General features: G+C 54.9%; 21 protein-coding genes and 1 tRNA gene. 14 read left to right on the top strand and 8 right to left on the bottom strand.

Annotated elements, in window-relative coordinates:
• Positions 1-115: 115 nt before the first annotated feature.
• The 4 genes from JXO48_12280 to JXO48_12265 form a co-directional block, all read right to left on the bottom strand.
• Positions 116-1477 (bottom strand): sigma 54-interacting transcriptional regulator, encoded by a 1362-nt coding sequence (locus JXO48_12280; protein MBN2284655.1) that lies wholly within the window; start codon positions 1475-1477, stop codon positions 116-118.
• Positions 1478-1751: 274 nt separating this feature from the next.
• Positions 1752-2075 carry a hypothetical protein gene (locus JXO48_12275; protein ID MBN2284654.1) on the bottom strand — a complete coding sequence of 108 codons (324 nt, stop codon included), beginning with the start codon at positions 2073-2075 and terminating at the stop codon, positions 1752-1754.
• Positions 2076-2091: 16 nt separating this feature from the next.
• Positions 2092-2595 (bottom strand): molybdopterin-guanine dinucleotide biosynthesis protein B, encoded by a 504-nt coding sequence (gene mobB / locus JXO48_12270; GenBank protein MBN2284653.1) that lies wholly within the window; start codon positions 2593-2595, stop codon positions 2092-2094.
• Entirely contained in the window at positions 2592-3365 is a 774-nt protein-coding gene (locus JXO48_12265; GenBank protein ID MBN2284652.1) for a DUF364 domain-containing protein, read from the bottom strand. Before JXO48_12265 ends, mobB begins: the two co-directional genes overlap by 4 nt.
• Positions 3366-3495: 130 nt before the next feature.
• Between JXO48_12265 and JXO48_12260 the strand changes: the two genes are divergently transcribed.
• The 8 genes from JXO48_12260 to JXO48_12225 all read left to right on the top strand — a co-directional run bounded on the left by JXO48_12260 (position 3496) and on the right by JXO48_12225 (position 9849).
• Positions 3496-4860 carry a cytochrome c biogenesis protein ResB gene (locus JXO48_12260; GenBank protein MBN2284651.1) on the top strand — a complete coding sequence of 455 codons (1365 nt, stop codon included), beginning with the start codon at positions 3496-3498 and terminating at the stop codon, positions 4858-4860.
• 4 nt (positions 4861-4864) lie between these two features.
• The gene (gene ccsB, locus JXO48_12255) at positions 4865-5692 is read left to right on the top strand and encodes a c-type cytochrome biogenesis protein CcsB (protein MBN2284650.1); all 828 of its coding nucleotides are present in this window, start codon (positions 4865-4867) and stop codon (positions 5690-5692) included.
• 19 nt (positions 5693-5711) lie between these two features.
• A complete protein-coding gene (locus JXO48_12250) occupies positions 5712-5957 on the top strand; it encodes a hypothetical protein (GenBank protein ID MBN2284649.1) in 246 nt (81 codons plus the stop codon).
• Positions 5958-5975: 18 nt separating this feature from the next.
• Positions 5976-7154 (top strand): hypothetical protein, encoded by a 1179-nt coding sequence (locus JXO48_12245; protein MBN2284648.1) that lies wholly within the window; start codon positions 5976-5978, stop codon positions 7152-7154.
• Positions 7155-7299: 145 nt separating this feature from the next.
• The gene (gene nikR / locus JXO48_12240) at positions 7300-7716 is read left to right on the top strand and encodes a nickel-responsive transcriptional regulator NikR (GenBank protein MBN2284647.1); all 417 of its coding nucleotides are present in this window, start codon (positions 7300-7302) and stop codon (positions 7714-7716) included.
• A 105-nt stretch (positions 7717-7821) separates the two neighbouring features.
• Positions 7822-8589 (top strand): DUF4198 domain-containing protein, encoded by a 768-nt coding sequence (locus JXO48_12235; GenBank protein ID MBN2284646.1) that lies wholly within the window; start codon positions 7822-7824, stop codon positions 8587-8589.
• 5 nt (positions 8590-8594) lie between these two features.
• On the top strand, positions 8595-9194 hold the full coding sequence (cbiM, locus tag JXO48_12230) for a cobalt transporter CbiM (GenBank protein ID MBN2284645.1): 600 nt from the start codon (positions 8595-8597) through the stop codon (positions 9192-9194).
• 1 nt (position 9195) lies between these two features.
• A complete protein-coding gene (locus JXO48_12225; protein MBN2284644.1) occupies positions 9196-9849 on the top strand; it encodes a hypothetical protein in 654 nt (217 codons plus the stop codon).
• 35 nt (positions 9850-9884) lie between these two features.
• Here the strand turns inward: JXO48_12225 and JXO48_12220 are convergent, their stop codons facing one another.
• A complete protein-coding gene (locus tag JXO48_12220; protein MBN2284643.1) occupies positions 9885-10280 on the bottom strand; it encodes a LysR family transcriptional regulator in 396 nt (131 codons plus the stop codon).
• Between the two features lie 510 nt (positions 10281-10790).
• Between JXO48_12220 and fdnG the strand changes: the two genes are divergently transcribed.
• From fdnG to JXO48_12195, 5 genes are all read left to right on the top strand, one after another.
• Positions 10791-13865 carry a formate dehydrogenase-N subunit alpha gene (fdnG, locus tag JXO48_12215; GenBank protein MBN2284642.1) on the top strand — a complete coding sequence of 1025 codons (3075 nt, stop codon included), beginning with the start codon at positions 10791-10793 and terminating at the stop codon, positions 13863-13865.
• A gap of 3 nt (positions 13866-13868) precedes the next feature.
• The gene (locus tag JXO48_12210) at positions 13869-14660 is read left to right on the top strand and encodes a 4Fe-4S dicluster domain-containing protein (protein ID MBN2284641.1); all 792 of its coding nucleotides are present in this window, start codon (positions 13869-13871) and stop codon (positions 14658-14660) included.
• A 1-nt stretch (position 14661) separates the two neighbouring features.
• On the top strand, positions 14662-15333 hold the full coding sequence (locus JXO48_12205; GenBank protein MBN2284640.1) for a formate dehydrogenase subunit gamma: 672 nt from the start codon (positions 14662-14664) through the stop codon (positions 15331-15333).
• Between the two features lie 239 nt (positions 15334-15572).
• Positions 15573-16406 (top strand): formate dehydrogenase accessory protein FdhE, encoded by an 834-nt coding sequence (locus tag JXO48_12200; protein ID MBN2284639.1) that lies wholly within the window; start codon positions 15573-15575, stop codon positions 16404-16406.
• 71 nt (positions 16407-16477) lie between these two features.
• Complete coding sequence (locus tag JXO48_12195) at positions 16478-17134, top strand: endonuclease III (protein ID MBN2284638.1); 657 nt, start codon at positions 16478-16480, stop codon at positions 17132-17134.
• A 356-nt stretch (positions 17135-17490) separates the two neighbouring features.
• On the opposite strand, the gene JXO48_12190 is transcribed toward JXO48_12195, so the two are convergent.
• The 3 genes from JXO48_12190 to JXO48_12180 all read right to left on the bottom strand — a co-directional run bounded on the left by JXO48_12190 (position 17491) and on the right by JXO48_12180 (position 20937).
• The gene (locus tag JXO48_12190) at positions 17491-18072 is read right to left on the bottom strand and encodes a lytic transglycosylase domain-containing protein (GenBank protein MBN2284637.1); all 582 of its coding nucleotides are present in this window, start codon (positions 18070-18072) and stop codon (positions 17491-17493) included.
• Positions 18073-18127: 55 nt separating this feature from the next.
• Complete coding sequence (locus JXO48_12185; GenBank protein MBN2284636.1) at positions 18128-20431, bottom strand: cysteine--tRNA ligase; 2304 nt, start codon at positions 20429-20431, stop codon at positions 18128-18130.
• Between the two features lie 89 nt (positions 20432-20520).
• Complete coding sequence (locus JXO48_12180) at positions 20521-20937, bottom strand: DUF1178 family protein (GenBank protein MBN2284635.1); 417 nt, start codon at positions 20935-20937, stop codon at positions 20521-20523.
• A 181-nt stretch (positions 20938-21118) separates the two neighbouring features.
• On the opposite strand from JXO48_12180, the gene JXO48_12175 reads away from it, so the two are divergent.
• Positions 21119-21195 (top strand) — tRNA-Pro (locus JXO48_12175).
• Positions 21196-21201 lie beyond the last annotated feature (6 nt).

Genomic DNA, 21201 nt, shown 5'->3' with positions numbered 1-21201 from the left:
GATGACGGGGGCATAATGGACCTTTATCCCACACTATGAGCCATCAATTCATTACGCCCATCTCAACCCATGTATGTCCCCGAATTCGTATCCCCCACGTGAAGTACCACCTTCGTCACTTAATTTTTCTTCCCGGTATGGTGATGCCCAGCGATCTTATTTTCCTGTAGAGGGTGCTCTTGTGCATGCCCAGTTCCCGGGCGGTCTTCAAGCGGTTCCAGTTGTTCCTCCGCAGCGCGTTCGTGAGGAACACAGCCTCCATTTCTCCGAGCGACATGGCCTCGGAATGGTCGGCATAGCTGATCTCACCGGTGCTGCAGATCGGTTCGGGCAGGTGCTCCCGCTGTATATGAGTTGATTTGCACAGGACAAAGGACCGCTCGATGATGTTCTCCAGTTCCCTGACATTGCCCGGATAATCATAAGACATCAGGCATGCAAGCGCCTCGTCGGTGATGCCGGCGATCCTCTTGTTCTGCAGTGAATTGAAGGTTTTGATGAAATGATCGATCAGAAGAGGGATGTCTTCCTTTCTATCGCGCAGCGGCGGCAATGACAGGGCGATCACATGGATCCGGTAGAACAGGTCCTCCCTGAAGGTCCCTTTTTTCACCAGTTCCTGGAGGTTTCTGTTCGTCGCGGCGATGATCCGGACATCGGCCGTTTCGCTTGCCACGGAACCCAGCGGTTCATAGGTCCTGTCCTGAAGGACCTGCAGAAGGCGAACCTGCAGGGCCGGCGAAATATCTCCTATTTCATCAAGAAAAATGGTCCCGCCCTGGGCCCGCCTGAACCGTCCCGGTTTGTCCCGCTTTGCATCGGTGAAGGCACCGGCCTTGTATCCGAAGAGTTCCGATTCAAGGAGGGTATCGGGGATGGCACCGCAATTGACCGTCACAAAGGGACCGTTCCTTCGAGGGCTCAGATTATGGACCGCCCGTGCGAAGAGCTCCTTTCCCGTTCCGCTTTCTCCCTCGATCAATACGGTGCTCTCACTCTCGGCGATATCGGGAAGCATGCTGAAAAGCTGAAACATCCGGTGGTTCTTCGATATGATGTCTTCAAAGGTATACTTCTGCTCGATCTTCTTGCGCAGCTTTTCGACGTCGGTGATATCCCGGAAGGTCTCGACGGCACCGATCACGGTACCGTCGGCATCCCGCAGCAGCGCCGTTGAAATGCTGATCGGGATCTGCTCTCCCTCGGCATTGACGATATGAACGGTACGGTCGACGATGGGCTCCCCCGTTTCCAGGGTCTGTCGCAGAACGCACTCCCCTTCACAGACGTCGGCCTTCAGCACGTCCTTGCAGAGCTGCCCCACAGCATCCTCCCGGGACACACCGGTGATCTCCTCGGCCGCCCGGTTGAAAGAGGTGATCCGCCACCGGTGATCGACGGTAAAGACGCCATCGGTGATCGAATCAAGGATGATATCCCGTTCCTTCCTGCCGTTCCTGTCTTCCATACTGCTCATTCGTAGCTTTTTCCTCGAGGCCGTCGCCCGGAAAAACAACCTTTCACCTTTCCCAATGGTACGTCCGTCATTCCAGAATCCAGGGATCTCTGCAGAATCTTAACAAAAATGGATCCCCGCCTGCGCGGGAATGACTATTATTCCATAAAAGACGAGGGTGATCGACTCAATGGATCCCCGCCTGCGCGGGAATGACACAATGAGTGATCTCGTTATCCGATTCCCAAAGTACGATTCCCGAATCACGAATAACGATCTCTTAATCCGTAATCCGCTAATCCGTCTTTCCCCCTTCTTTTTTCATGAGCTTCAACCGGGCCTTTGCTTCCTTTTTCTCCCGTTTTGCCCGGGCCTTCACATCTTCTTCCGGGGATATTCCCTCTACCGCTTTTGATGGTGAAGAGAGTTGCTCCGCCGGCTCGATGGTCCCACCCTCAGCAGCTGGTGCTTCGCCCCCCTCCTTCTGTGAGCCCTTTTTCAGGCGGGTTCCCCGTTTCACCAGATGATCGGCCAACCGTTTCCCGAACTGGCCGATAAAACCGGCCAGGAGAACGATGAACACCCATTTGAAAACCTCCATCCAGTCTATTTCTCTCATGATCGATCCGCCGACCTCACTCCGTCAGAAAAAGATCCACGATATGCTCGAACAGGGGTTCAATGTCATCAATATCAAAACGGGTCATCCCCGGAACAACGGGCCGGTCGGTCGCCACGCCGATGAGGTTGTCGTCGACGGAACAGAGCAGTTCCTGTCCCGTCACCGAACGGGACACCTCTATTTTTGGATAGGGGTTCGCCTTGAATCCTTCCACAATGATGATATCCACGTCATGAACATACCGCTCCCGCAGTTCACCGATCGAAAGGTCCCGTCCCACATCTTCAATAACGGCGACCCTGCCGGGTGACGCGAGCACGGTCATTCTCGCCCCCGCCTGTTTGTGGCGCCAGCTGTCCTTTCCTTCGTGATCGATATCGAAACCACCCCGGTTGTGCTTGATGGTCGCCACCCGGTACCCTTCTCCCACCAGCCGCCTGACCAGTTTTTCGATCAGGGTGGTCTTGCCCGAATTTGACCTGCCGACAATGGACAGGATCGGAATCGTTCCCTTCACGGCGACCCATCACTTCCTTGCAGACGAAGGTTGACGAACTTGAGGCAGGGACGCATGGCGGGCGTTCCTCCGCCCTCGGAAATGATCGTGAGAACCTTTTCGGGATCCCGGGGAACCGACCCCCCGAGATACGTTACGGGGGTCCCCAGAAAAGCTTCCGGGCACAGCGGCGTCGAGGGCCCCAGGATCACTGCATGACGGGGGGAATTCAACTCGTTGAGGATCTCCTCGATGGAATCATTCAGTATCGATGTTGCCGTTATAATGGCGATCGTACAGTCACCGAGTATTTTCCGCCGTTCCTGTACCGGTGATGAAGGCCCCATGGACGGGTCCTTCTCGATAATGTCCAGGGACGCGCCACGCTTCCGTATCCGTCCCAGAAGGGGACCGAAAAATCCCACCATTGCTACCCGGTCATCGGGTGACAGGTTCATTTCCTCCAGGGCATCACTCTCCGGTTCCTCGACCGGCCCGGACAGGGCGTTGGCCGTTGCCAGGCCCAGGGCCTTTTCCAGGGGGTTCCGGCCGTCGACGACCAGACGCAGCAACTCCACCGCGCCGCTCCCGGCAAGAGTCCCCGCCCGGTCCAGCAGGGAGCATCCCCTTCGTAACTCGTTCCTCAGGATCGCCGCCAGCCCCAGTCTCCCCTCCGCAATCCTGACGCCCGCATACCCAAGCCCGATGCGTACATCCTGTATCGTCGTGTTCTCCGCCCGTTCAGAAAGGAGATCGAAAAGAGCGGAAGCTATATGTCCTGTCTGCAACATATATACTATCCTCATTTTTATCTGCTTCTTACATGATTGTCCCCGGACGGTCAATCCTGTTCGTGGCGGAACGGTTTCCCGGAGGGATCATCATCGCCGCTCTTGTTATTGCCTTGACAGAGGGTGTGAAATGGATATTATCACCACAACACTCGGGGGAACGGATGGAATGGGTAAGAGCATTTACAACTTTCTGGCTTCAGTGAGACTGACCATCGTCCTCTTTCTCACGCTGGCCGTCGCATCCATCTTCGGAACCATCATCCAACAGGGCCTGCCGCTTGAACGGTATGAAACGTTGTACAGCCCCCGGATGTTCTCCATTCTTGAGTTCTTCGATCTCTTCGACATGTACCATTCATGGTGGTTCATCTCTCTCCTGGTGCTGCTCGCCATGAACATAACAGCCTGCACGATCCAGCGCATCCCGGCGATTCGGCGGCAGATCGCGCGTGAAGCACGCGAGGCGGACGACTCGGTATTCACCGACTCCCGGACCAGAATCGCCATTCACAGCGATGACCCTCTTCCGGTAATCGAAGAGCGGACGATCTCTTTTCTGAAAGCCTTCGGCCCGTCTCCCCGGATCACCCGGAGGGACGGGAAAATGTACTTCTTCTGTGAGCGATGGCGGTGGGCGAAGCTGGGAATGCCGCTGGTTCACCTGAGTGTCCTGCTTATCCTTGGAGGGGCCCTGATCGGAACGATCTGGGGCTTCACCGGCTCGATGACGCTCATCGAGGGGCAGGAATCGAATATGATCTTCCGTTCCGGTGATGACGACGGCGTGACCCTTGATTTCAGCGTGCGCTGCGACCGTTTCACCGTGGATTTCTATCCGTCGGGAATGCCCCGGGTGTTCAAAACGGACGTGACGATACTTGAAAATGAAAAGCCCGTTCTCTCGGATTCGATTCAGGTCAACCACCCGCTCTTCTATCGCGGCCTGAAGTTCCATCAATCCACTTACGAGCTCGCCGCCGTCAAAGATTTCACCATCGACGCCCGGGATCAGAGGACCGGCGAGAACCATCGGCTCACGGTACTTCCCATGAAGAAGGCCTCTCTTCCCGGCGTCGACGCCAGTATCGCGGTGGGCCGGTTCGTTCCCAATTTCGAGGGACAGGGCCCGGCGGTCCTGGCCGTGTATATCGAACCCGGAACCCCCCACCAGATCTTCTGGCTTCCGCGCAACAGACCATCACAGGCCGGCGCGACGGGGGATTTCATCTTCACCTTCGAAGATTTTGACGGCCTGTACTATTCGGGCCTGCAGATACGGAAAGATCCCGGTGTCAACATCGTCAGGGCGGGCTTCATTCTCATCGTCGTGGGCGTTGCGTTGAGCCTCATGGTGAGCCGGCAGCGTATGTGGGTGCGCGTCGAAACGGGTGAAGGAGGATCACGGATAACCGTGGCGGCACAGGCGGACAGAAACGCGGCCGCCTTTGAGGAGCGGATCCGGGAAAAGGCGCGGAAGGCGGGTCTGGCATAATCTCATGAAGGATACCTACCTGATCAGCATCGTCACCTTTGTGTATTTCTTTTCAGCATTCCTGTTCCTGACGGCCTTCATATTCCGGAGCGATAGAACAAACAGGGGCGCGGCGGTCATCACCGTCATCGGTTTTATTACACAGACTGCCGCCATAATTCTCAGGTGGGTCCATTCCTACCATATCGGATACGGCCACGCCCCTCTGGCAAATTTCTACGAATCGCTGGTATTCTTTTCATGGTCCATCACGGTCATGCTTCTTTTCATGAGAAAACGGTACCGCGGCAGTCTGATCGGCGCCGTCTCCTGTTTCTTTGCCTTTCTGCTTCTTGCCTACGCGTCGCTGTCGGGGAGGGTCGCCGGTGAAATAGAGCCCCTGATCCCGGCACTGCAAAGCAACTGGCTGATCAGTCACGTAATGAGTTCCTTTCTCGCCTATGCCTGTTTCGCCATCTCTTTCGCCACCAGCATCATGTATCTTGTAAAGCGTCAAGAGGTCGGCCGTTTCGTTTCATTGCTCCCCGACAAGGAACTCCTTGATGAAGTGACCTATCGAATGATCTCCATCGGCTTCGTCCTCCTCACCCTGGGGATCGTGACGGGCGCGGCATGGGCCGACATGGCCTGGGGTCGTTACTGGGGATGGGACCCGAAGGAGACCTGGTCTTTCATAACCTGGCTTATTTACGGTACCTATCTGCATGCGCGGGTCACCCGGGGGTGGCGGGGACTCAGGATGTCCCTTCTGGCGATAATCGGATTCGCCGCCGTGATATTCACATATCTCGGCGTCAATTATATTCTTGCCGGCCTGCACAGCTACATGTGACGGATGACGGGGGTTACCGATGATCATCATAAAGGATCGGGGCATGAAACGAAGGAGACACCGCATCCCTGATGCTTCATACATCATAATACTGCCGTTGTTGCTGTTTCTTTTCGTAATGACCATACCGTCCGTATCCATTGCTTCCGATGGCTGCATCACCTGCCACACCAGCGAGGAGGGGCTGAAGGGCCTGACTGGTGTCCAGACCGATGGATCGGCCGGCACCGGCTGCCGGTCCGCAGATGACGACAGAGAGGGGTGAGGCGGGGAAGCGGCTCCGGTGGAGCCTTTTAGAAAATACCTGATCGACACGGATTTCCTGAAAAAGGACGTCCACGGAAAAATCTCCTGCGCAACCTGCCACGGGGGTGATCCCGATACCCAAGATCCACGGGAAGCACACGAAGGCCTCATCGAGGACCCTTCCCATCCCGCTCCATCGAAACGATGCGGCACCTGTCACGCGGAGATAACGCGGCTCGGCATCGGAAGTCTTCATACAACGCTCGCCGGGATCCAAAAGAAAATAGACATCAGGAAACATGAGCTCCCCGAAAAGGCTTCCTTCGTGGACGGTGCCGTTCAGCAGCACTGCATGAGCTGTCACGCGACGTGCGGCGGCTGCCATGTGAGCCGTCCCGCCCAGGTCGGCGGCGGCCTTGCGGCGGGTCACCGATTCCTGAAGCGACCGTCCGATGATGAGAGCTGCATCGCCTGTCATGGAACGAGGGTGGGGGATGAATACCGTGGCCGCAATCCGGGAATGGAGCCGGACGTCCACAGTGAACGGGCGGGAATGCCCTGCGTAGACTGTCATGGCGCCGGCGAAATGCACGGAAAGGGACAGGGGACGGTCGACCGCTACGGGGTCTCAACCCGCCCGCGGTGTACCGCCTGTCATGACCCGAAGAGCTCGCAGGAACCCTTCGCCCTGACCTGTCATGCCATCCACAGAAACAGGGTCAGCTGCCAGGTATGCCACGCCCTTCCCTATAAAAATTGTTTCAACTGCCATGTAGGCAAGGATCCCTCAGGCATGCCGGTCTTCACAAGCCACCCCCCTTCGATGGATCTCAAGATCGGCCTGAACCCTCAGCGATGCAGGGAGCGGCCTGAACGCTATGTGACCCTCCGGCACGTGCCGGTCACTCAGGGAACCTTCGATTTTTACGGTCCCGATGGCCTGAAGAACTTCGACCGGGCCCCCACCTGGAAACCGGCGACCCCCCACTCCATACGCCGCAGAACACCGCAGAACGCCCGGTGCACGGCATGCCACGGTAACGGCTCGCTCTTCCTGAGCATAACGGACCTGCGCGACGGCGAAGCAGCGGCGAACAAAACGGTCCTTGCGCCGGAAATGAAACCGCTCCCGGAAAGGCACCCGGCATCAGTCAGCCGGAGCATCTTCACGAAGAAGGACGAACCCTGCCTCACCTGCCACCGGCGCACCTGGTAGGCGTCGGGATTAAGGGATTACGGATTACGGATTAGTGGATTACGGGATCAGGGATCGAGGGGAAACGGCGAAGCCGTCTTATTTATTTCTTGACACAAGAAGAACATGTGTTACAAATCTGATATTCATAACACGGCTGGTGTCTATGTCTGAATTGGTTCGATTTGGTGTCTCCCTTGAAAAAAAGCTCCTCGACCGGTTCGATCGTCTCATCAGGAACAAGAATTACACGAACCGCTCGGAGGCATTGCGCGACCTGATACGGGCGGAACTGGTCCGGAAGGAATGGGCCGGGGACAGCGAGGTCGCGGGGGCCATCACCTATGTCTATGATCACCACAAGCGGGAACTTCTCAACCGTCTCGTCAGTATTCAGCATGACTATCAGAACATCATCGTCTCCACCCAGCACATCCACCTCGACCACGACAACTGCCTGGAAGTGGTCGTCGTCAGGGGGAAGGCTCGGAATGTGGAGGAAGTTGCGGACCGTTTGCGCTCGGTAAAGGGTGTCAAATATGGAACGCTGAGCATGTCAAGTCTCGGAAAAGAGTCGGAGTAGAACGAATAAAAAGGGGTAACCGACAGCGACCCCTTTTTTTGTGTTCAATGGTGTTACGAATATTACTTTCATGCCATTGAGTAAAAAAAACAGGAGCAGGTTCTCATGAAAAAAATGTTCAGCATTATTCTCTTAACGGCCGCGTTGATGTTCGTCATGGTCTCGGGCGCGACGGCCCACTTCGGCATGCTTATTCCCACGAAGCAGGTTTTGTCATCGGAGGACGCAAAAAATGTCCAGATCCATGCCATGTTCGCTCACCCCTTCGAGCAATCCGGCATGAACCTTGAGAAGCCGGCCCGCTTTGGTGTGTTCTTCAACGGCCAAACGACGGATATTCTCGATGACCTGAAGCCCGCGACGTTCATGGGTGGAAAATCCTGGAGCGTCACGTACCCCGTGAAGCGTCCCGGCGTGTACCAGTTCTTCATGGTACCAAAGCCCTACTGGGAACCCGCCGAGGACTGCTATATCGTGCATTATACAAAGGTCATACTCAGTGCCTTCGGTCTTGAAGACGGCTGGGACGAGGAAATCGGGCTGAAAACGGAAATCGTTCCTCTGACAAGGCCCTTCGGCCTCTATGCGGGCAATGTCTTTCAGGGTATCGTCAAGATCAAGGGAAAGCCCGTGCCGTACGCGGAAGTAGAGGTGGAGCTCTATAACGGCAGCGATGGCGTGAGCTATACAGCGCCGAACGAGTCCCTGATAACCCAGGTCATCAAGGCCGATCAGAACGGGGTGTTCACCTACGCCGCCCCGTGCGCCGGATGGTGGGGATTCGCCGCGCTGGGAATGGATGATACCCAGATAAAGGGCAAGGATGTTGAGATCGGCGCCGTCATCTGGGTCAAGTTTGAAAACATGAGATAAGGCGAATGCATATATCCGAAGGAGTTCTGAACGCGCCCGTTCTGGTGGCGGGGTTTGCAGCGACCGCAGCGGGACTTGCCGTGGGAATCAAGAAAATGGATGCCCACAATATGCCGAAGATCGCCGTTCTTTCGGCGTCATTTTTCATAGCATCCCTGATCCACGTTCCAATCGGTCCCTCAAGCGTGCACCTCGTGCTCAACGGCCTGACCGGTATCATATTGGGATGGACGGCATTCCCCGCCATCGCCGTGGCCCTGGCCATGCAGGCACTGATGTTCCAGTTCGGCGGCATAACGACCCTCGGCATCAATACCGTCAATATGGCGCTTCCCGCTGTTCTCTGTTTCTACCTTTTCAGGAGGATCGTGAGGACCCGAAGCACCCGGGCGGTCATGGCCGCGGGTTTTTTCTGCGGTTTTCTCTCCATCGCCGTGAGCGCCCTGCTCGTCGCGCTCTCCCTTGCCTGCATCGACCGGGCGTTCCTGACCCCCGCGAAGATCATCCTGATCGCCCACCTGCCGGTAATGGTCATTGAGGGGATCATCACCGCCTTCTGCCTAGTCTTTCTGAAGCGGGTGAAACCGGAACTTCTGGAGATGTGACATGGAACGGAACAAATCCCTGACACGAGGCTGCCAAGCCACCATCATCGCCGTTGTGTGGTTCTTCCTGTTCGCGCTTTCACCCGCCCTCGCGCACAAGGTCAACCTCTTCGCCTACGTTGAAAACAACACCGTTTACACCGAAGGGTACTTCGGAGACGGAAAGAAAGTGCAGAACGGACGGGTAGAGGTTTTTGACGAAAAGGGCGTCAAGATCCTGGAGGGTACGACCGACGACGGAGGACAATTCGTGTTCGAGCTGCCGAAACGGGGCGATCTTCGGATCGTCCTCCACGCATCCATGGGTCATCGGGCGGAATGTACCGTATCAGCCGGGGATGACACTTCCCCGGCCTCAGTGGACACCGTCCAGGAACCCGGTCTGTCTCCGGCCGGCACGGCGGGGGAAACGGCATCGCCCCGCGAGGGCCCGGCTGAAGGACCCTGTGTCTGCGCCGGCCCCGAAGAAATCCGGGCGATCGTAGATGAGGCCCTGGACGCGCGGCTCAAGCCCCTGATCGCCGCCATGCTCGAATCGCGTCAAAGCGGTCCTTCCTGGACGGAGATCATGGGCGGCATCGGATACATATTCGGGCTTTTCGGCATCGCCCTGTACTGTGTATCAAAACATACAGGTGGAAAAAAAGAAAATTGAGGGATTCCGTCCTGGTTTACAGGATTCCTTGGAATTTATATGGTATTCGAGGTGTCGGGAGGATCGCTCTTTTCAGTTTTTTGGAAGAATCCGCCCTCGTTTTTCTCTATAAGCCTTTCAATTTCTCTCTCAAGGCGGTCGAACCGAGCCAGAAGTTCACGGGCCAGCGGCGTTAAGCTCATGCTCTTTCCTCTCGAATGCTCAACCAATTTCACTCCAAGACGTTCTTCGGACGCCCTTAGACGACCCCATGCTGCCCGGTAGGACATATTCAGTTTCTTCGCCGCTGCGTTGAGGCTTTCACATTCATCAATGGCTCGTAGAAGTTCCTCGCGTCCCCTGCCGAAAAGAACACGACCGTCTTTTTCAAGCCATACTTTATAATGAATTTTGATAGCCGATTCTCCCCGATAAAGACCTGAAAAACACATCCATCGTTTGTAACAAGCCAAGCTGTCAGCCTGCTCTGTTGCACTACCTTCCAACCAATAATAGTGATGAAGTATCACTTTAATATTGATATTGCAATAGTGATATCCTAAACAGTAATGACACTCAGTACGAGGTAATAATCATTTCAATAGCTTCATATGTCAATTATGACACAAAGGGTAGAAATTACTGTTGATATTTGAAATTTGTCTTGACATTGAACCTCGTCGTTGCTAGAAAAAATGAACTTATGACCAGTGGTCAGCAATTGAAGTCAGTGCTCATCGGACACGGGAAGCTATTGCGGAGTGAAAAGGCATGATTACCGGTCACATGTTGTACATAGTTCTCGATTATCCTGAGTATCGTCTGCAAATCATGTAACACAGTAACCCGGTGCGCGTTACGCGGATTGTAATCTTCATAAAAAAATTACGAAATCCGTTTTGTAAGAATAGCGAATCACGAAAAGTTTCTGTTCAACATTTTGAAGAAAGGAGAGCGTTGTTATGGATGTCAGCAGACGAGGGTTCCTAAAGATCTCTGGTACTGCTTTGATGGCCGGCGGCATCGGCATCAACTTGAAGCCCGTTTCCGCTTTTGCGCAGCCGTTGAAGATAAAGTACGCGAAAGAGACTACCACGATCTGCCCCTATTGTTCCGTCGGATGCGGTATTATCGTATCCAGCCGGGACGGCAAAGTAATCAATACCGAAGGGGATCCGGATCATCCTATCAACAGAGGATCGCTTTGCAGCAAAGGCGGTTCTATCTACCAGCTTTCCCAGAACAAAAACAGGCTTGACAAGGTTCTCTACCGGGCACCCTATGCCACGGAATGGAAGGAAGTCACCTGGGAATGGGCTCTGGAGAAAATTGCGCGTAACATCAAGAAAAGTCGGGATGAGAGCTTCGTTTTCAAAAACGACAAAGGCCAGGTGGTGAACCGCACCGAAGGGCTGGCATCGGTGGGCAGCGCCGCCATGGACAACGAAGAATGTTTCGTGTACCAAAAATTTCTGAGGGGGTTGGGTCTGGTTTATATTGAACATCAGGCCCGTATCTGACACTCCGCGACTGTTGCGGCTCTGGCAGAGTCGTTCGGACGCGGCGCGATGACCAATCACTGGATTGACATTCAATACAGTGATTGTATCCTGGCAATGGGGAGCAACCCCGCCTCGAACCACCCCATCTCCTTCAAGTACGTCACTAAAGCAATGGAAAAGGGGTCAAAACTGATCAGTGTCGACCCGAGATTCACGCAGACATCGGCAAAGGCCGATCTTTACGCGCCTCTCAGGTCCGGCACGGACATCGCTTTTCTGGGAGGTATGATCAAGTACATCCTGGATAACGGCCTCTATAACGAAAGATACGTCAAATATTACACAAACGCATCGTTCCTGGTAAATCCCGATTTCAGGATGCCCGGCGATAACAACGGTGTCTTCTCGGGCCTCGAGGGAGCGGCGTATAACAAGTCCACCTGGTCCTTCGTGACGGACCCGGAGGGCGTCGTCGTAAAGGACACGTCCCTCACGGCCCCGAACTGTGTATTTCAGCTCCTGAAAAAACACTATTCGCGGTACGACGTGGACATGGTATCGAACATCACGGGAACGCCCAAGGACAAGCTGCTTGAAGTTTACAAGGAATACGCCAAGACCGGCGAGAGGGGCAAAGCGGGCACCATCATGTATGCCATGGGCTGGACCCAGCATACGGTGGGCGTGCAGAATATCCGGACCATGTCAATTATTCAGCTGCTCCTGGGCAACATGGGGGTCACCGGCGGGGGCGTGAACGCGCTCCGGGGCGAATCAAACGTCCAGGGGTCAACAGACCAGTGCCTGCTTTTCCACATTCTCCCCGGCTATTTGAAAACACCGACGGGATCGCAGACAACGTTGGAAGAATACCTGAAGGCCGTCACCCCGGTCACAAAGGAGCCGAAGAGCCTGAACTGGTGGAAGAACACACCCGTGTACATGGCCAGCCTGCTGCGGGCACATTACGGAACGAACGCAGCACTGGAAGAGGCTTACGGCTACCTTCCCAAGCTGGATGACGGTAAGACCTATACATGGTTGAATATCTTTGATGAAATGGGCGTCGGGAAATTCACGGGCTTCTTCTCCTGGGGGCAGAACCCCGCCTGCAGCGGTGCCAGTTCCAACAAGACAAGGCAGGCCATGACCAAGCTGGACTGGATGGTCAACGTCAACATATTCGACACGGAGACGGGTAATTTCTGGCGGGGTCCCGGCATGGACCCGGCAAAGATCAAGACCGAGGTATTCAGTCTCCCCTGCGCGGCTTCCATTGAGAAAGAGGGAAGCATCACCAACAGCGGACGCTGGATGCAGTGGCGGTACAAAGCGGTCGAACCGCCAGGAGACGCACTTCCCGACGGCGAGATCATCACGGAGCTCTACTTCAAGGTAAAGGAACTCTATGAGAAAGAAGGCGGTCCCCTGGCCGAGGCATTCACCAAGATGACCTGGCCTTACGGTCCCATGGGCGCCGACGGAAGGATACGCCATCTCGATACGAATTACATCGCCAGGGAGATCAACGGCTACTTCCTGGAGGACAGGGAGGTCAAGGGCCAGCAGTTCAAGAAGGGCGACCTGGTTCCTAATTTTACTTTCCTTCAGGCCGACGGCTCGACCTCATCAGGCAACTGGCTCTACTGCCAGTCCTACAATGCGGACGGCAACAACGCGGCACGCCGCGGCGGCAAGGATCGTTCCGGTGTCGGTCTCTATTCCGAGTGGTCCTGGTGCTGGCCTCTGAACAGGAGGATCATCTACAATGGAGCCTCCGTTGATCCTGAAACAGGCGAACCCTGGGACAAGGAACATCCCGTCATCATGTGGAACGGTTCCACCTGGGTCGGCGATGTCCCCGACGGTGTCGGCGCACCCGGTTCCGGCCGGCCGCCCTTCATCATGAAACCCCACGGTGTGGGAAGTATCTTCGGTCCGGGGCTCAAGGACGGTCCTTTCCCTGAGCACTACGAACCGCTTGAGTGTCCCATCGAGAAAAACCTGCTCTCACCGCAGTTCATCAACCCCACTATATTCCGGTTCGACCTCAAGGGCGATGAAGCGGCGTCACGGGCCTCCTGTGATCCCCGTTTTCCCTTTGTCTGTTCGACGTATCGCGTGAGTGAACACTGGCAGACGGGCGTCATGACGCGCTGGACACCATGGCTCGCCGAAATGCAGCCCGGCATGTTCGTTGAAATGGGCACGGAACTGGCGAAATTGAAAAGCGTTAAGAACGGTGACCTGATCGTCGTCAGATCGGTGCGGGGCGAAGTGGAATGCACGGCCATCGTCACGGAGCGGTTCAAACCCTTCAACATTGGCGGACAGGTCATTCATCAGGTCGGCATCCCCTGGCACTATGGCTGGGTAACGACGGCCATGAGAAAATATGTCCATGGCGACAAGAAACCCGAGATATTTACCACGGGCGACGCGGCCAACCTGCTCACGCCTTTCATCGGTGACCCGAACACCATGATACCGGAGAGCAAATCGTTCATGGTGAATATCGAAAGGAAGGGGGTGTAAGCCATGTCCGAAAAAGTCAAACTCTACGATCTTTCAAAATGTACCGGATGCAGAGGATGCCAGCTTGCCTGCAAGCAATGGAATCAGCTGCCCGCAAAGCAGACCTATAACAGAGGGACATATCAGAACCCCCCGGACCTCCAGCCAAACACGTGGATGCTGATCCGCTTTCAGGAAGTATCCAACGGCAACGGCGATGTGAAATGGCTCTTCCGGAAGGAAGCCTGCATGCATTGCACCGACGCGGCCTGCGTAAAGGTCTGTCCGAGCGGGGCCCTTCACTATACGAAGTACGGCACCGTCGCTCTCGACGAGAAGAAATGCATCGGCTGCAAGGAATGCATCTTCGCCTGTCCCTTCAACATTCCCCGCTACGACCCGGCGACGGATAAGGTGGCAAAGTGCGACATGTGCTTCTCGCGTATCGACAACGGCTTGGAACCCGCCTGTGTGAAGGCCTGCCCGACCGGCGCCCTGCAGTTCGGCGACAAGGATGAAATGATCAAACTCGCCTACCAGAGAGTAAAGGAACTGGGCGGTGATGCGTCGGTGTACGGCGATAAGTACGTGAAGGGAACTCACATGATCTATGTCCTGCCGGAAAAGGCCGGTCTGTACGAGGGTCTGCCGGAAAAACCGAGAGTACCCCTTTCAGTTCTTGCCTGGAAAGATCTGCTGAAACCGCTCAGTCTGCTGGCTACGGGCGGCGTCCTTCTCGGCGCCTTCCTGCATTACATCCTGCACGGGCCGAAAGACACGAGCGGGGACCAGGCAGGCCAGGGAGGAGGTGAATAAGATGATACCCAAAAAAGGAATGATAAAAGTAAGCGACGGCTTTGAGCGGATCATACACTGGTGGCTGGCCATCACCTGCCTGATCCTCATCATAACGGGTCTGGGCATGATGTTCCATTCCTTCAACTTTCTGGCGATTCCCCTGGGAGGATTGAAGAACCTGAAACTGGTCCATAACTTCACGGGACTCTTCTTCATTCCAGCCCTGTTCTTCGCCATCCTCAAATGGTGGCGCGAAGCGGGCATCTTTGAATTCCCCGAGGACCTGGAGTGGATCATGTGCGCCGGCGGATACCTCTGGCACGTGGAAAATCCACCGGAAACGGGAAAATACAACCCAGGGCAGAAGGCGTTCTTCCTGGCCGTGGCGGTTTTTGGCATCCTCATGGTCATATCGGGATTGATCATGTGGTTTCCCCTGAGCCTGCCCCGCATCCTGGTGAGCTGGATGTATCCCCTCCATGCCCTGGGCATGCTGGTCATCTTTCCCTTCTTTTTCATTCACCTGTACCTCGGCACCATCGGTGTTCCCGGCTCCGCGCCGGCGATATTCACCGGTTATGTCACCCGTACATGGTGTGAAAAGCAGTGCCCCAAGTGGCTCAGAGAAATGGAAGAGTCAGGAAAACTGGAAGTCTTCGGAGAAGAAAGGGAAGGAGCGGCTCATCATTGATGATAAGCCAATGAGCATTTGACGGAAAGGCCTGCCGGCTATCCGGCAGGCCTTTTTTATATGCCCGGCCTGCCACAGGACGAACCGGTTCGGAAACAACCCTCCGGAAAGATATAACTTCCTGTTCTCACTGCAATATTACTTCATGAAAACATTTCTGATATTTTCTTGAAGTTGCCGGCAAAAGGATATATAGAGGAAGACTCGTTTTCGTAAACCACACCCGTGGGGGTAGAAGAATGAAACACATATTGAAGGAAACATTGAAAACTATCGAGCGATATAAGAACTCAAGCCCGCACTACGTGGAATTGCTGGATATACTTGAGGAGATCCTTATCCTCCGCGAGGAATACCGCCGGAAGATCACCGGCGACATTTTCAACGTCAAGGACGAACTGGTTGATGCAAAACTGAAGGGGGGGCTTCCCCTTGTCGATTTTGCCGGGGAAAAGTTCGACCTGAGTGGCCCGAAGGACTACTTTTTCGCCCTTCTCGACATTGCCAAGAAGCGCACCCCGGAAGAAGCCAGGGAGATAATAGACGGGATCGAGAAGGGATCGCTCGATTTCTCGGAACTTGTCCGCACGTCCTTCCTCTGCGAGGTCGAAGAGGAAGACGAGAATGATGGAGAATCCACCCTTTTCGATCTCCTCGGGTTTCTCATCGAGGAGAGCCTGCGGCCCTACCTGGAGCACCTCTCCGAAAAATACGGCAAGGCCGTGAAAAAGGCGCAGTGGTCGGAAGGATACTGCCCGATCTGCGGCCGGGAGCCGAAGATAGGGGAACTCAAACACGAAGAGGGGTGGCGCTATCTTTTCTGCAGCCAGTGCGGGATCGAATGGCATTTCCAGCGGGTGAAGTGTCCCTTCTGCGGGAACGAAGACCAGCAGACCCTGGCCTATTTCACCATCGAAGGTGAGGAGAATTACCGCGTCGATGTCTGCAACGTCTGCAACCGCTACCTGAAAATCGTTGACTTCAGGGACACCCAGGAAGAACCGAACCTCGACGTGGAGGACATCGCCACCCTGCACCTGGATATCCTCGCCGACGAAGAAGGGTATGAGTGAAACGGGGATTACGGATTACGATCACACTCAGGAACTCAGGAACTCAGGCACTCAGGCACTTTTTTTAAGTCATGCACGACACAGACATTTCCACTGTCATATCCCTCCTGAGAGAACACCTGCGGTCAAAAACGCTTCCCATCGTCACCGACCTCGCCGAACGGAAGCGAACGCCTTATGAAATCCTGATCTCCACCATTCTCAGCCTTCGTACCAAGGACGAGGTAACGGCGGAAGCAGCGCACCGCCTTTTCTCGTTGGCCCGGTCCCCCCGAAAAATGCTGGAACTTTCGGAAGAGCAGATCATCGAGGCCATCTATCCCGTGGGTTTTTACCGTAACAAGGCAAAAACCATTCTTCACATCAGCCATGAGCTCATGGAGAAGTACGACTCCCGGGTACCGGACAGTCTTGAAGAACTCCTCACGCTGAAAGGTGTTGGAAGAAAGACGGCGAACCTCGTCGTCACACTCGGTTATGGAGGGGCGGGTATCTGCGTGGACACCCATGTCCACCGGATATCGAACCGCCTGGGATACGTGAGGACAAAGACCCCCGAGGAGACCGAACATGTCCTCAGGTCAAAGCTTCCGAAGGAATACTGGATCGATTACAACACACTGATGGTCGCTTTCGGGAGGAACACCTGTCTTCCCCTCTCACCTCTGTGCAGCCGGTGTCCGTTGGAGGCATTCTGTGAACGGGTCGGCGTCGGCAGGAGCCGCTGAAAAAGAGACGTGAAGGGTTCAGCGAAAGATCCGAATTTCGAATCTCTAATCCAGGTTCCGAATCCCTTTTTCGCCGGCCCGAAAGCAGTGGCAGAGGGGCAAAGCGACAGAGCGACAAAGTGAAAAGCCCCCCTTTGATAAAAGGGGGTTTGGGGGGATTTTACATACGAAAATCCCTCCCGGCCTCCCTTTACAAAGGGAGGAGAAAAACCATAAACCGTTTCAATAGCCGCTTAAAAAAGGATATCTGAAAGCGTTAAGTGTGAGTATGCAAATGATCCGATCATTGATCCTGCAGACCCCTTGTATCCCTGATCCCTGATTTCAGATCCCCTGATACAGTTTTGCGAAGTCATCTATTTTAAAAGGTGGTAGTATTCCAGTACCCGCTGAACATATTTCTGCGTTTCCTCTATGGGGGGAATCCTTCCGAACCGGTCGACCGCGTCAGGACCCGCATTATAAGCGGCCAGGGCCAGATCGATATCACCTTCGTAACGATCGAGCAGGCCTTTCAGATACCGGGTCCCGGCCATGATGTTCTCGCGGGGATCAAAGGGGTTTTTCACACCCAGCATATCAAAATTTTGCGGCATGAGCTGCATGAGTCCCCGGGCACCCTTGGCGGAAACGGCCCGGGGATCAAAATCGGATTCAACCTTTACCATCGCCTTCAGGAGAGGGGCTTCGACACGGTAAGCCTCTGCAGCTTCCTTAATAATGACGTCATAGGTGCCGGGCAACGCATTACTCCGGGGACGCCGTTCCTTTATCAGCAACCGGTAATCGGGAGACCCGGGAAGATTGGTCAGGCAGATGGTCCCCTGCTCGTCGACACGCATGAAGATGTCCGCGCTGGCCGGCCGCGCGAATGCAGTCATGAATACAACCAGGCAGGCCGCCACAGCGGCCGTTTTATAGTGACTGTAACCGTTCATGGCAACGCTGACCGTATCCCGGAAGAAAAAGAACCCTCTCCCGCCGCGGGGTATCCTATTGGAGCGTCCAGAAGGGTCCGTCCGGCGTATCGTGAACCATGACCCCCTTTCGGGCGAGCTCACGCCTGATCCTGTCCGCCTCATCCCACCTGCGGTCTTTGCGCGCATCCTCCCGTTCCTCGATGAGTTTCACGATATCACTGCCGATCTTCCGTACCCCGAAATCCATTATCCCCAGAACGGCGTCCATCCGCCCCAGGGTCCTGAGGATTTCATCAGCCTGCTCTCCGCCGAGTCGACGCTCGGTAAGGGGGATATTTACGACACGAACGAACTCGGAGATCGCCGCAAGGGCACCTGACACGTTGAGGTCGTCGTCCATTGCTTCCCTGAATCCCTGACGCACATCGTAGATGTGCTGGTCCACATCGGCATGCCCGCTTCCCGGCGAATAGTGGCTCAGCCGCTGGATGAAGTGATCCAGTCTCCTGATGGTATTCCGGGCCGTGTCGAGAGCGCCGAAGGAAAAATTCAGCGGCTTGCGGTAATGGGAGCTGAGAAGAAAATAGCGGAGCTCTCTGCCGGTATAGCCCATTTTTTCCAGGTCCTCGATAGTATAGGCGTTTTTCAGAGAACGTGACATTTTCTTCCCGTCCACCATGACCAGCTCGCTGTTCAGCCAATACCGGGCGATATTCTTTCCCGTGGCCGCCTTCCCGATGGCAAGGACATTTTCACAGTGAGGAAATATGATATCGGTTCCGCTGAGGAAAACATCGAAAGATTCATTGAGATATTTCATGGATATGGCGGCGCACTCAAGATGCCAGCTCGGCCGGACATTCCCCCATCGGGTCTTGAAATAGATCCCTTTCTTCAGTTCCGCCAGCGTCGACCGCTTGAGAAGGGTAAAGTCAACGGGACTTTCCTTTTCATAATCATCCTGGTCGGTCGTACTTGCGTGCCGGACCTGTTTCAGATCGATGTTCGACAGCATACCGTAATCCTCGAGCCGTGATATGTCGAAATAGAGGGACCGCAACTTCTCATAGGCATATCCCTTTTCAACAAGCTTCTCAGCCAGGGCGACCATGTCGTTCACGTGTTCACTTGCCCGGGGGTAGAGGGTATCGTTTGAAATGCTCAGCTTCCCGACATCACTGAAGAAAACGGCCATGTTGCGACCCGTGAAATCCTTCAGCTCCATGCCTGAGCGCTCGGCACCGCTGATGGACCGGTCCGCCATGTCGATGACATTGGTCACCTGCCTGACCCGGTAACCGCGGTACGTCAAATACCGGACGAGCAGGTCGGTCACGACGAATCTCCGGTAGGTCCCGACATGAGGAATTTCATGGACCGTGGGACCGCAGGAATGTATGAGAACGTTCTCCGAATCGCGGGGTTTGAAAAATTCCTTCTTCCGCACCAGGGTGTTGTACAGGCGCACTGTGGTCTCTTCTTTGCCGGCAAAGAGCTCCGTACTGAGGTATCGTTCCCCGCTGTCGGGGAAAATAACCACGATAACGCCGTCCTGCAATTCACGGGCCTTTTGCAGGGCCACATACAGGGCGGCACCGGAACTCATGCCCACGAGCAGGCCTTCAACACGCGCCAGTTCCCGTGCCGTCTCAAAGGCATGCTCGTCGAGGATGTTTACCTTTTCATCAAGACGTCCTCTATCAAAGATACCGGGGCGATAGGATTCCTTCATGTTCTTCAGCCCCTGTATCTTGTGACGCAGATAGGGCTCAACTCCTATGATCCTGATATCACTTTTGAATTCCTTGAGTCGTTGGGAAAGCCCCATGGCCGTTCCGGACGTTCCCAGGGTGGCGACGACCATTGTGACGGCGCCCCGGGTCTGTTCCCATATTTCCGGGGCCGTGCCGTAATAATGAGCCATGAGATTATCTTCGTTGTTGTACTGGTCAGGCACGAAATATTTTTCCGGGTTTTCGCGGAGCATCTCGTACACCACCTCGATGGCCCCGTCGGTACCAAGGTGCGCCGGCGTAAAAATGAGCTCGGCACCCAGCGCCGCCGTGATCTTTTTCCGCTCTTCGCTCGCCCCTTCGGACATGACCAGAGTGACCTGGTACCCCTTCGCGGCGGCGACAAGGGCAAGGCCGATCCCCGTGTTGCCGCTGGTGGCCTCGAGGATTATCTTCCCCGGTGTGAGCAGTCCTTTCTTCTCCGCCTGCTCGATCATGTTCAGTGCGGCCCGGTCCTTTATGGACCCGCCGGGATTGCATGATTCCAGCTTGGCGTAGATCTTCACATGTTCGTTGGGATTCAGCTTCCTGATTTCAACGAGGGGGGTGTTCCCTATCATGTCGAGAATGGAGTCGTACCGCATATGCACCCTGTTCCGCCGATAAAAAAAGGGCCGGTCTCCGACCCTTCTCCGCGAATATACCGGTCCGCCACGCGATGGTCCGGGCCGCTTCAACTATCGAATTTCGGAATTGGAATCTTGAAAAACTTTACGCCCTCATCCCGCAGCAGTTCATCTTCCTCGCGAGTCGTAACACCCTTGATATTCCTTTCGTTTTCCTTACCCCGGTGAATATTGAGGGCTACTTCGGCAAAACGGTTCCCCACATCCTCAAAATTTTTCGTGACGAATTCATTAAACAGCTCAAGGGCTCTGGCGGGCGTCACCGGGGCTGTCCCTTCCTTGTCACTGTCCCGTGAATCCCTCCCCATGACGGCGATGGTCGAGGGAACCATCTCGATATCCAGACTTCCGCAGACAGGGCAGACGATCAGCCTTTTTTTCTTCTGTGCCTCAAAGGCTGCCCTGTCCTTGAACCATCCTTCAAAGGTATGATCTTTCCTGCATCTGAGATCGTATATGATCACCGGTCCTGCTCCCTGGATTTCTTCACGTTTTCTTCATCCTCACTCAAGCGGCGAAAAATATAGCAGTGTGATGCCCAATTATCAATACATTTTGCTATTTCGCAAAAAACCCGGATCAATATTCGGTACCCCCCATTTTTCTGTGGACATTTTCACCCAAATTTAATAGGGAAAGCAGTGTCGGGATGTGGCCCAGTCTGGTAGGGCACTGCGTTCGGGACGCAGGGGTCGCGCGTTCGAATCGCGCCATCCCGACCATTTATT

This window comes from Deltaproteobacteria bacterium (assembly GCA_016933965.1).
In the GTDB taxonomy this organism is placed as follows: domain Bacteria; phylum Desulfobacterota; class Syntrophia; order Syntrophales; family UBA2210; genus JAFGTS01.
Note: the sequence above shows the minus strand (reverse complement) of the source record. Positions and strands in the feature narration are given on the sequence as shown.

Bases quoted from the DNA above. Each gene is read 5' to 3' on its own strand.
- JXO48_12250 (MBN2284649.1), top strand. From the start codon at position 5,712: ATGATCATCATAAAGGATCGGGGCATGAAACGAAGGAGACACCGCATC.
- JXO48_12210 (MBN2284641.1), top strand. From the start codon at position 13,869: ATGTCCGAAAAAGTCAAACTCTACGATCTTTCAAAATGTACCGGATGC.
- nikR (MBN2284647.1), top strand. From the start codon at position 7,300: ATGTCTGAATTGGTTCGATTTGGTGTCTCCCTTGAAAAAAAGCTCCTC.
- JXO48_12275 (MBN2284654.1), bottom strand. From the start codon at position 2,075: ATGAGAGAAATAGACTGGATGGAGGTTTTCAAATGGGTGTTCATCGTT.
- JXO48_12280 (MBN2284655.1), bottom strand. From the start codon at position 1,477: ATGAGCAGTATGGAAGACAGGAACGGCAGGAAGGAACGGGATATCATC.
- JXO48_12260 (MBN2284651.1), top strand. From the start codon at position 3,496: ATGGATATTATCACCACAACACTCGGGGGAACGGATGGAATGGGTAAG.
- JXO48_12190 (MBN2284637.1), bottom strand. From the start codon at position 18,072: ATGAACGGTTACAGTCACTATAAAACGGCCGCTGTGGCGGCCTGCCTG.
- JXO48_12265 (MBN2284652.1), bottom strand. From the start codon at position 3,365: ATGTTGCAGACAGGACATATAGCTTCCGCTCTTTTCGATCTCCTTTCT.
- JXO48_12205 (MBN2284640.1), top strand. From the start codon at position 14,662: ATGATACCCAAAAAAGGAATGATAAAAGTAAGCGACGGCTTTGAGCGG.
- cbiM (MBN2284645.1), top strand. From the start codon at position 8,595: ATGCATATATCCGAAGGAGTTCTGAACGCGCCCGTTCTGGTGGCGGGG.
- JXO48_12200 (MBN2284639.1), top strand. From the start codon at position 15,573: ATGAAACACATATTGAAGGAAACATTGAAAACTATCGAGCGATATAAG.
- JXO48_12195 (MBN2284638.1), top strand. From the start codon at position 16,478: ATGCACGACACAGACATTTCCACTGTCATATCCCTCCTGAGAGAACAC.
- JXO48_12235 (MBN2284646.1), top strand. From the start codon at position 7,822: ATGAAAAAAATGTTCAGCATTATTCTCTTAACGGCCGCGTTGATGTTC.
- JXO48_12225 (MBN2284644.1), top strand. From the start codon at position 9,196: ATGGAACGGAACAAATCCCTGACACGAGGCTGCCAAGCCACCATCATC.
- ccsB (MBN2284650.1), top strand. From the start codon at position 4,865: ATGAAGGATACCTACCTGATCAGCATCGTCACCTTTGTGTATTTCTTT.
- JXO48_12220 (MBN2284643.1), bottom strand. From the start codon at position 10,280: ATGTGTTTTTCAGGTCTTTATCGGGGAGAATCGGCTATCAAAATTCAT.
- JXO48_12185 (MBN2284636.1), bottom strand. From the start codon at position 20,431: ATGCGGTACGACTCCATTCTCGACATGATAGGGAACACCCCCCTCGTT.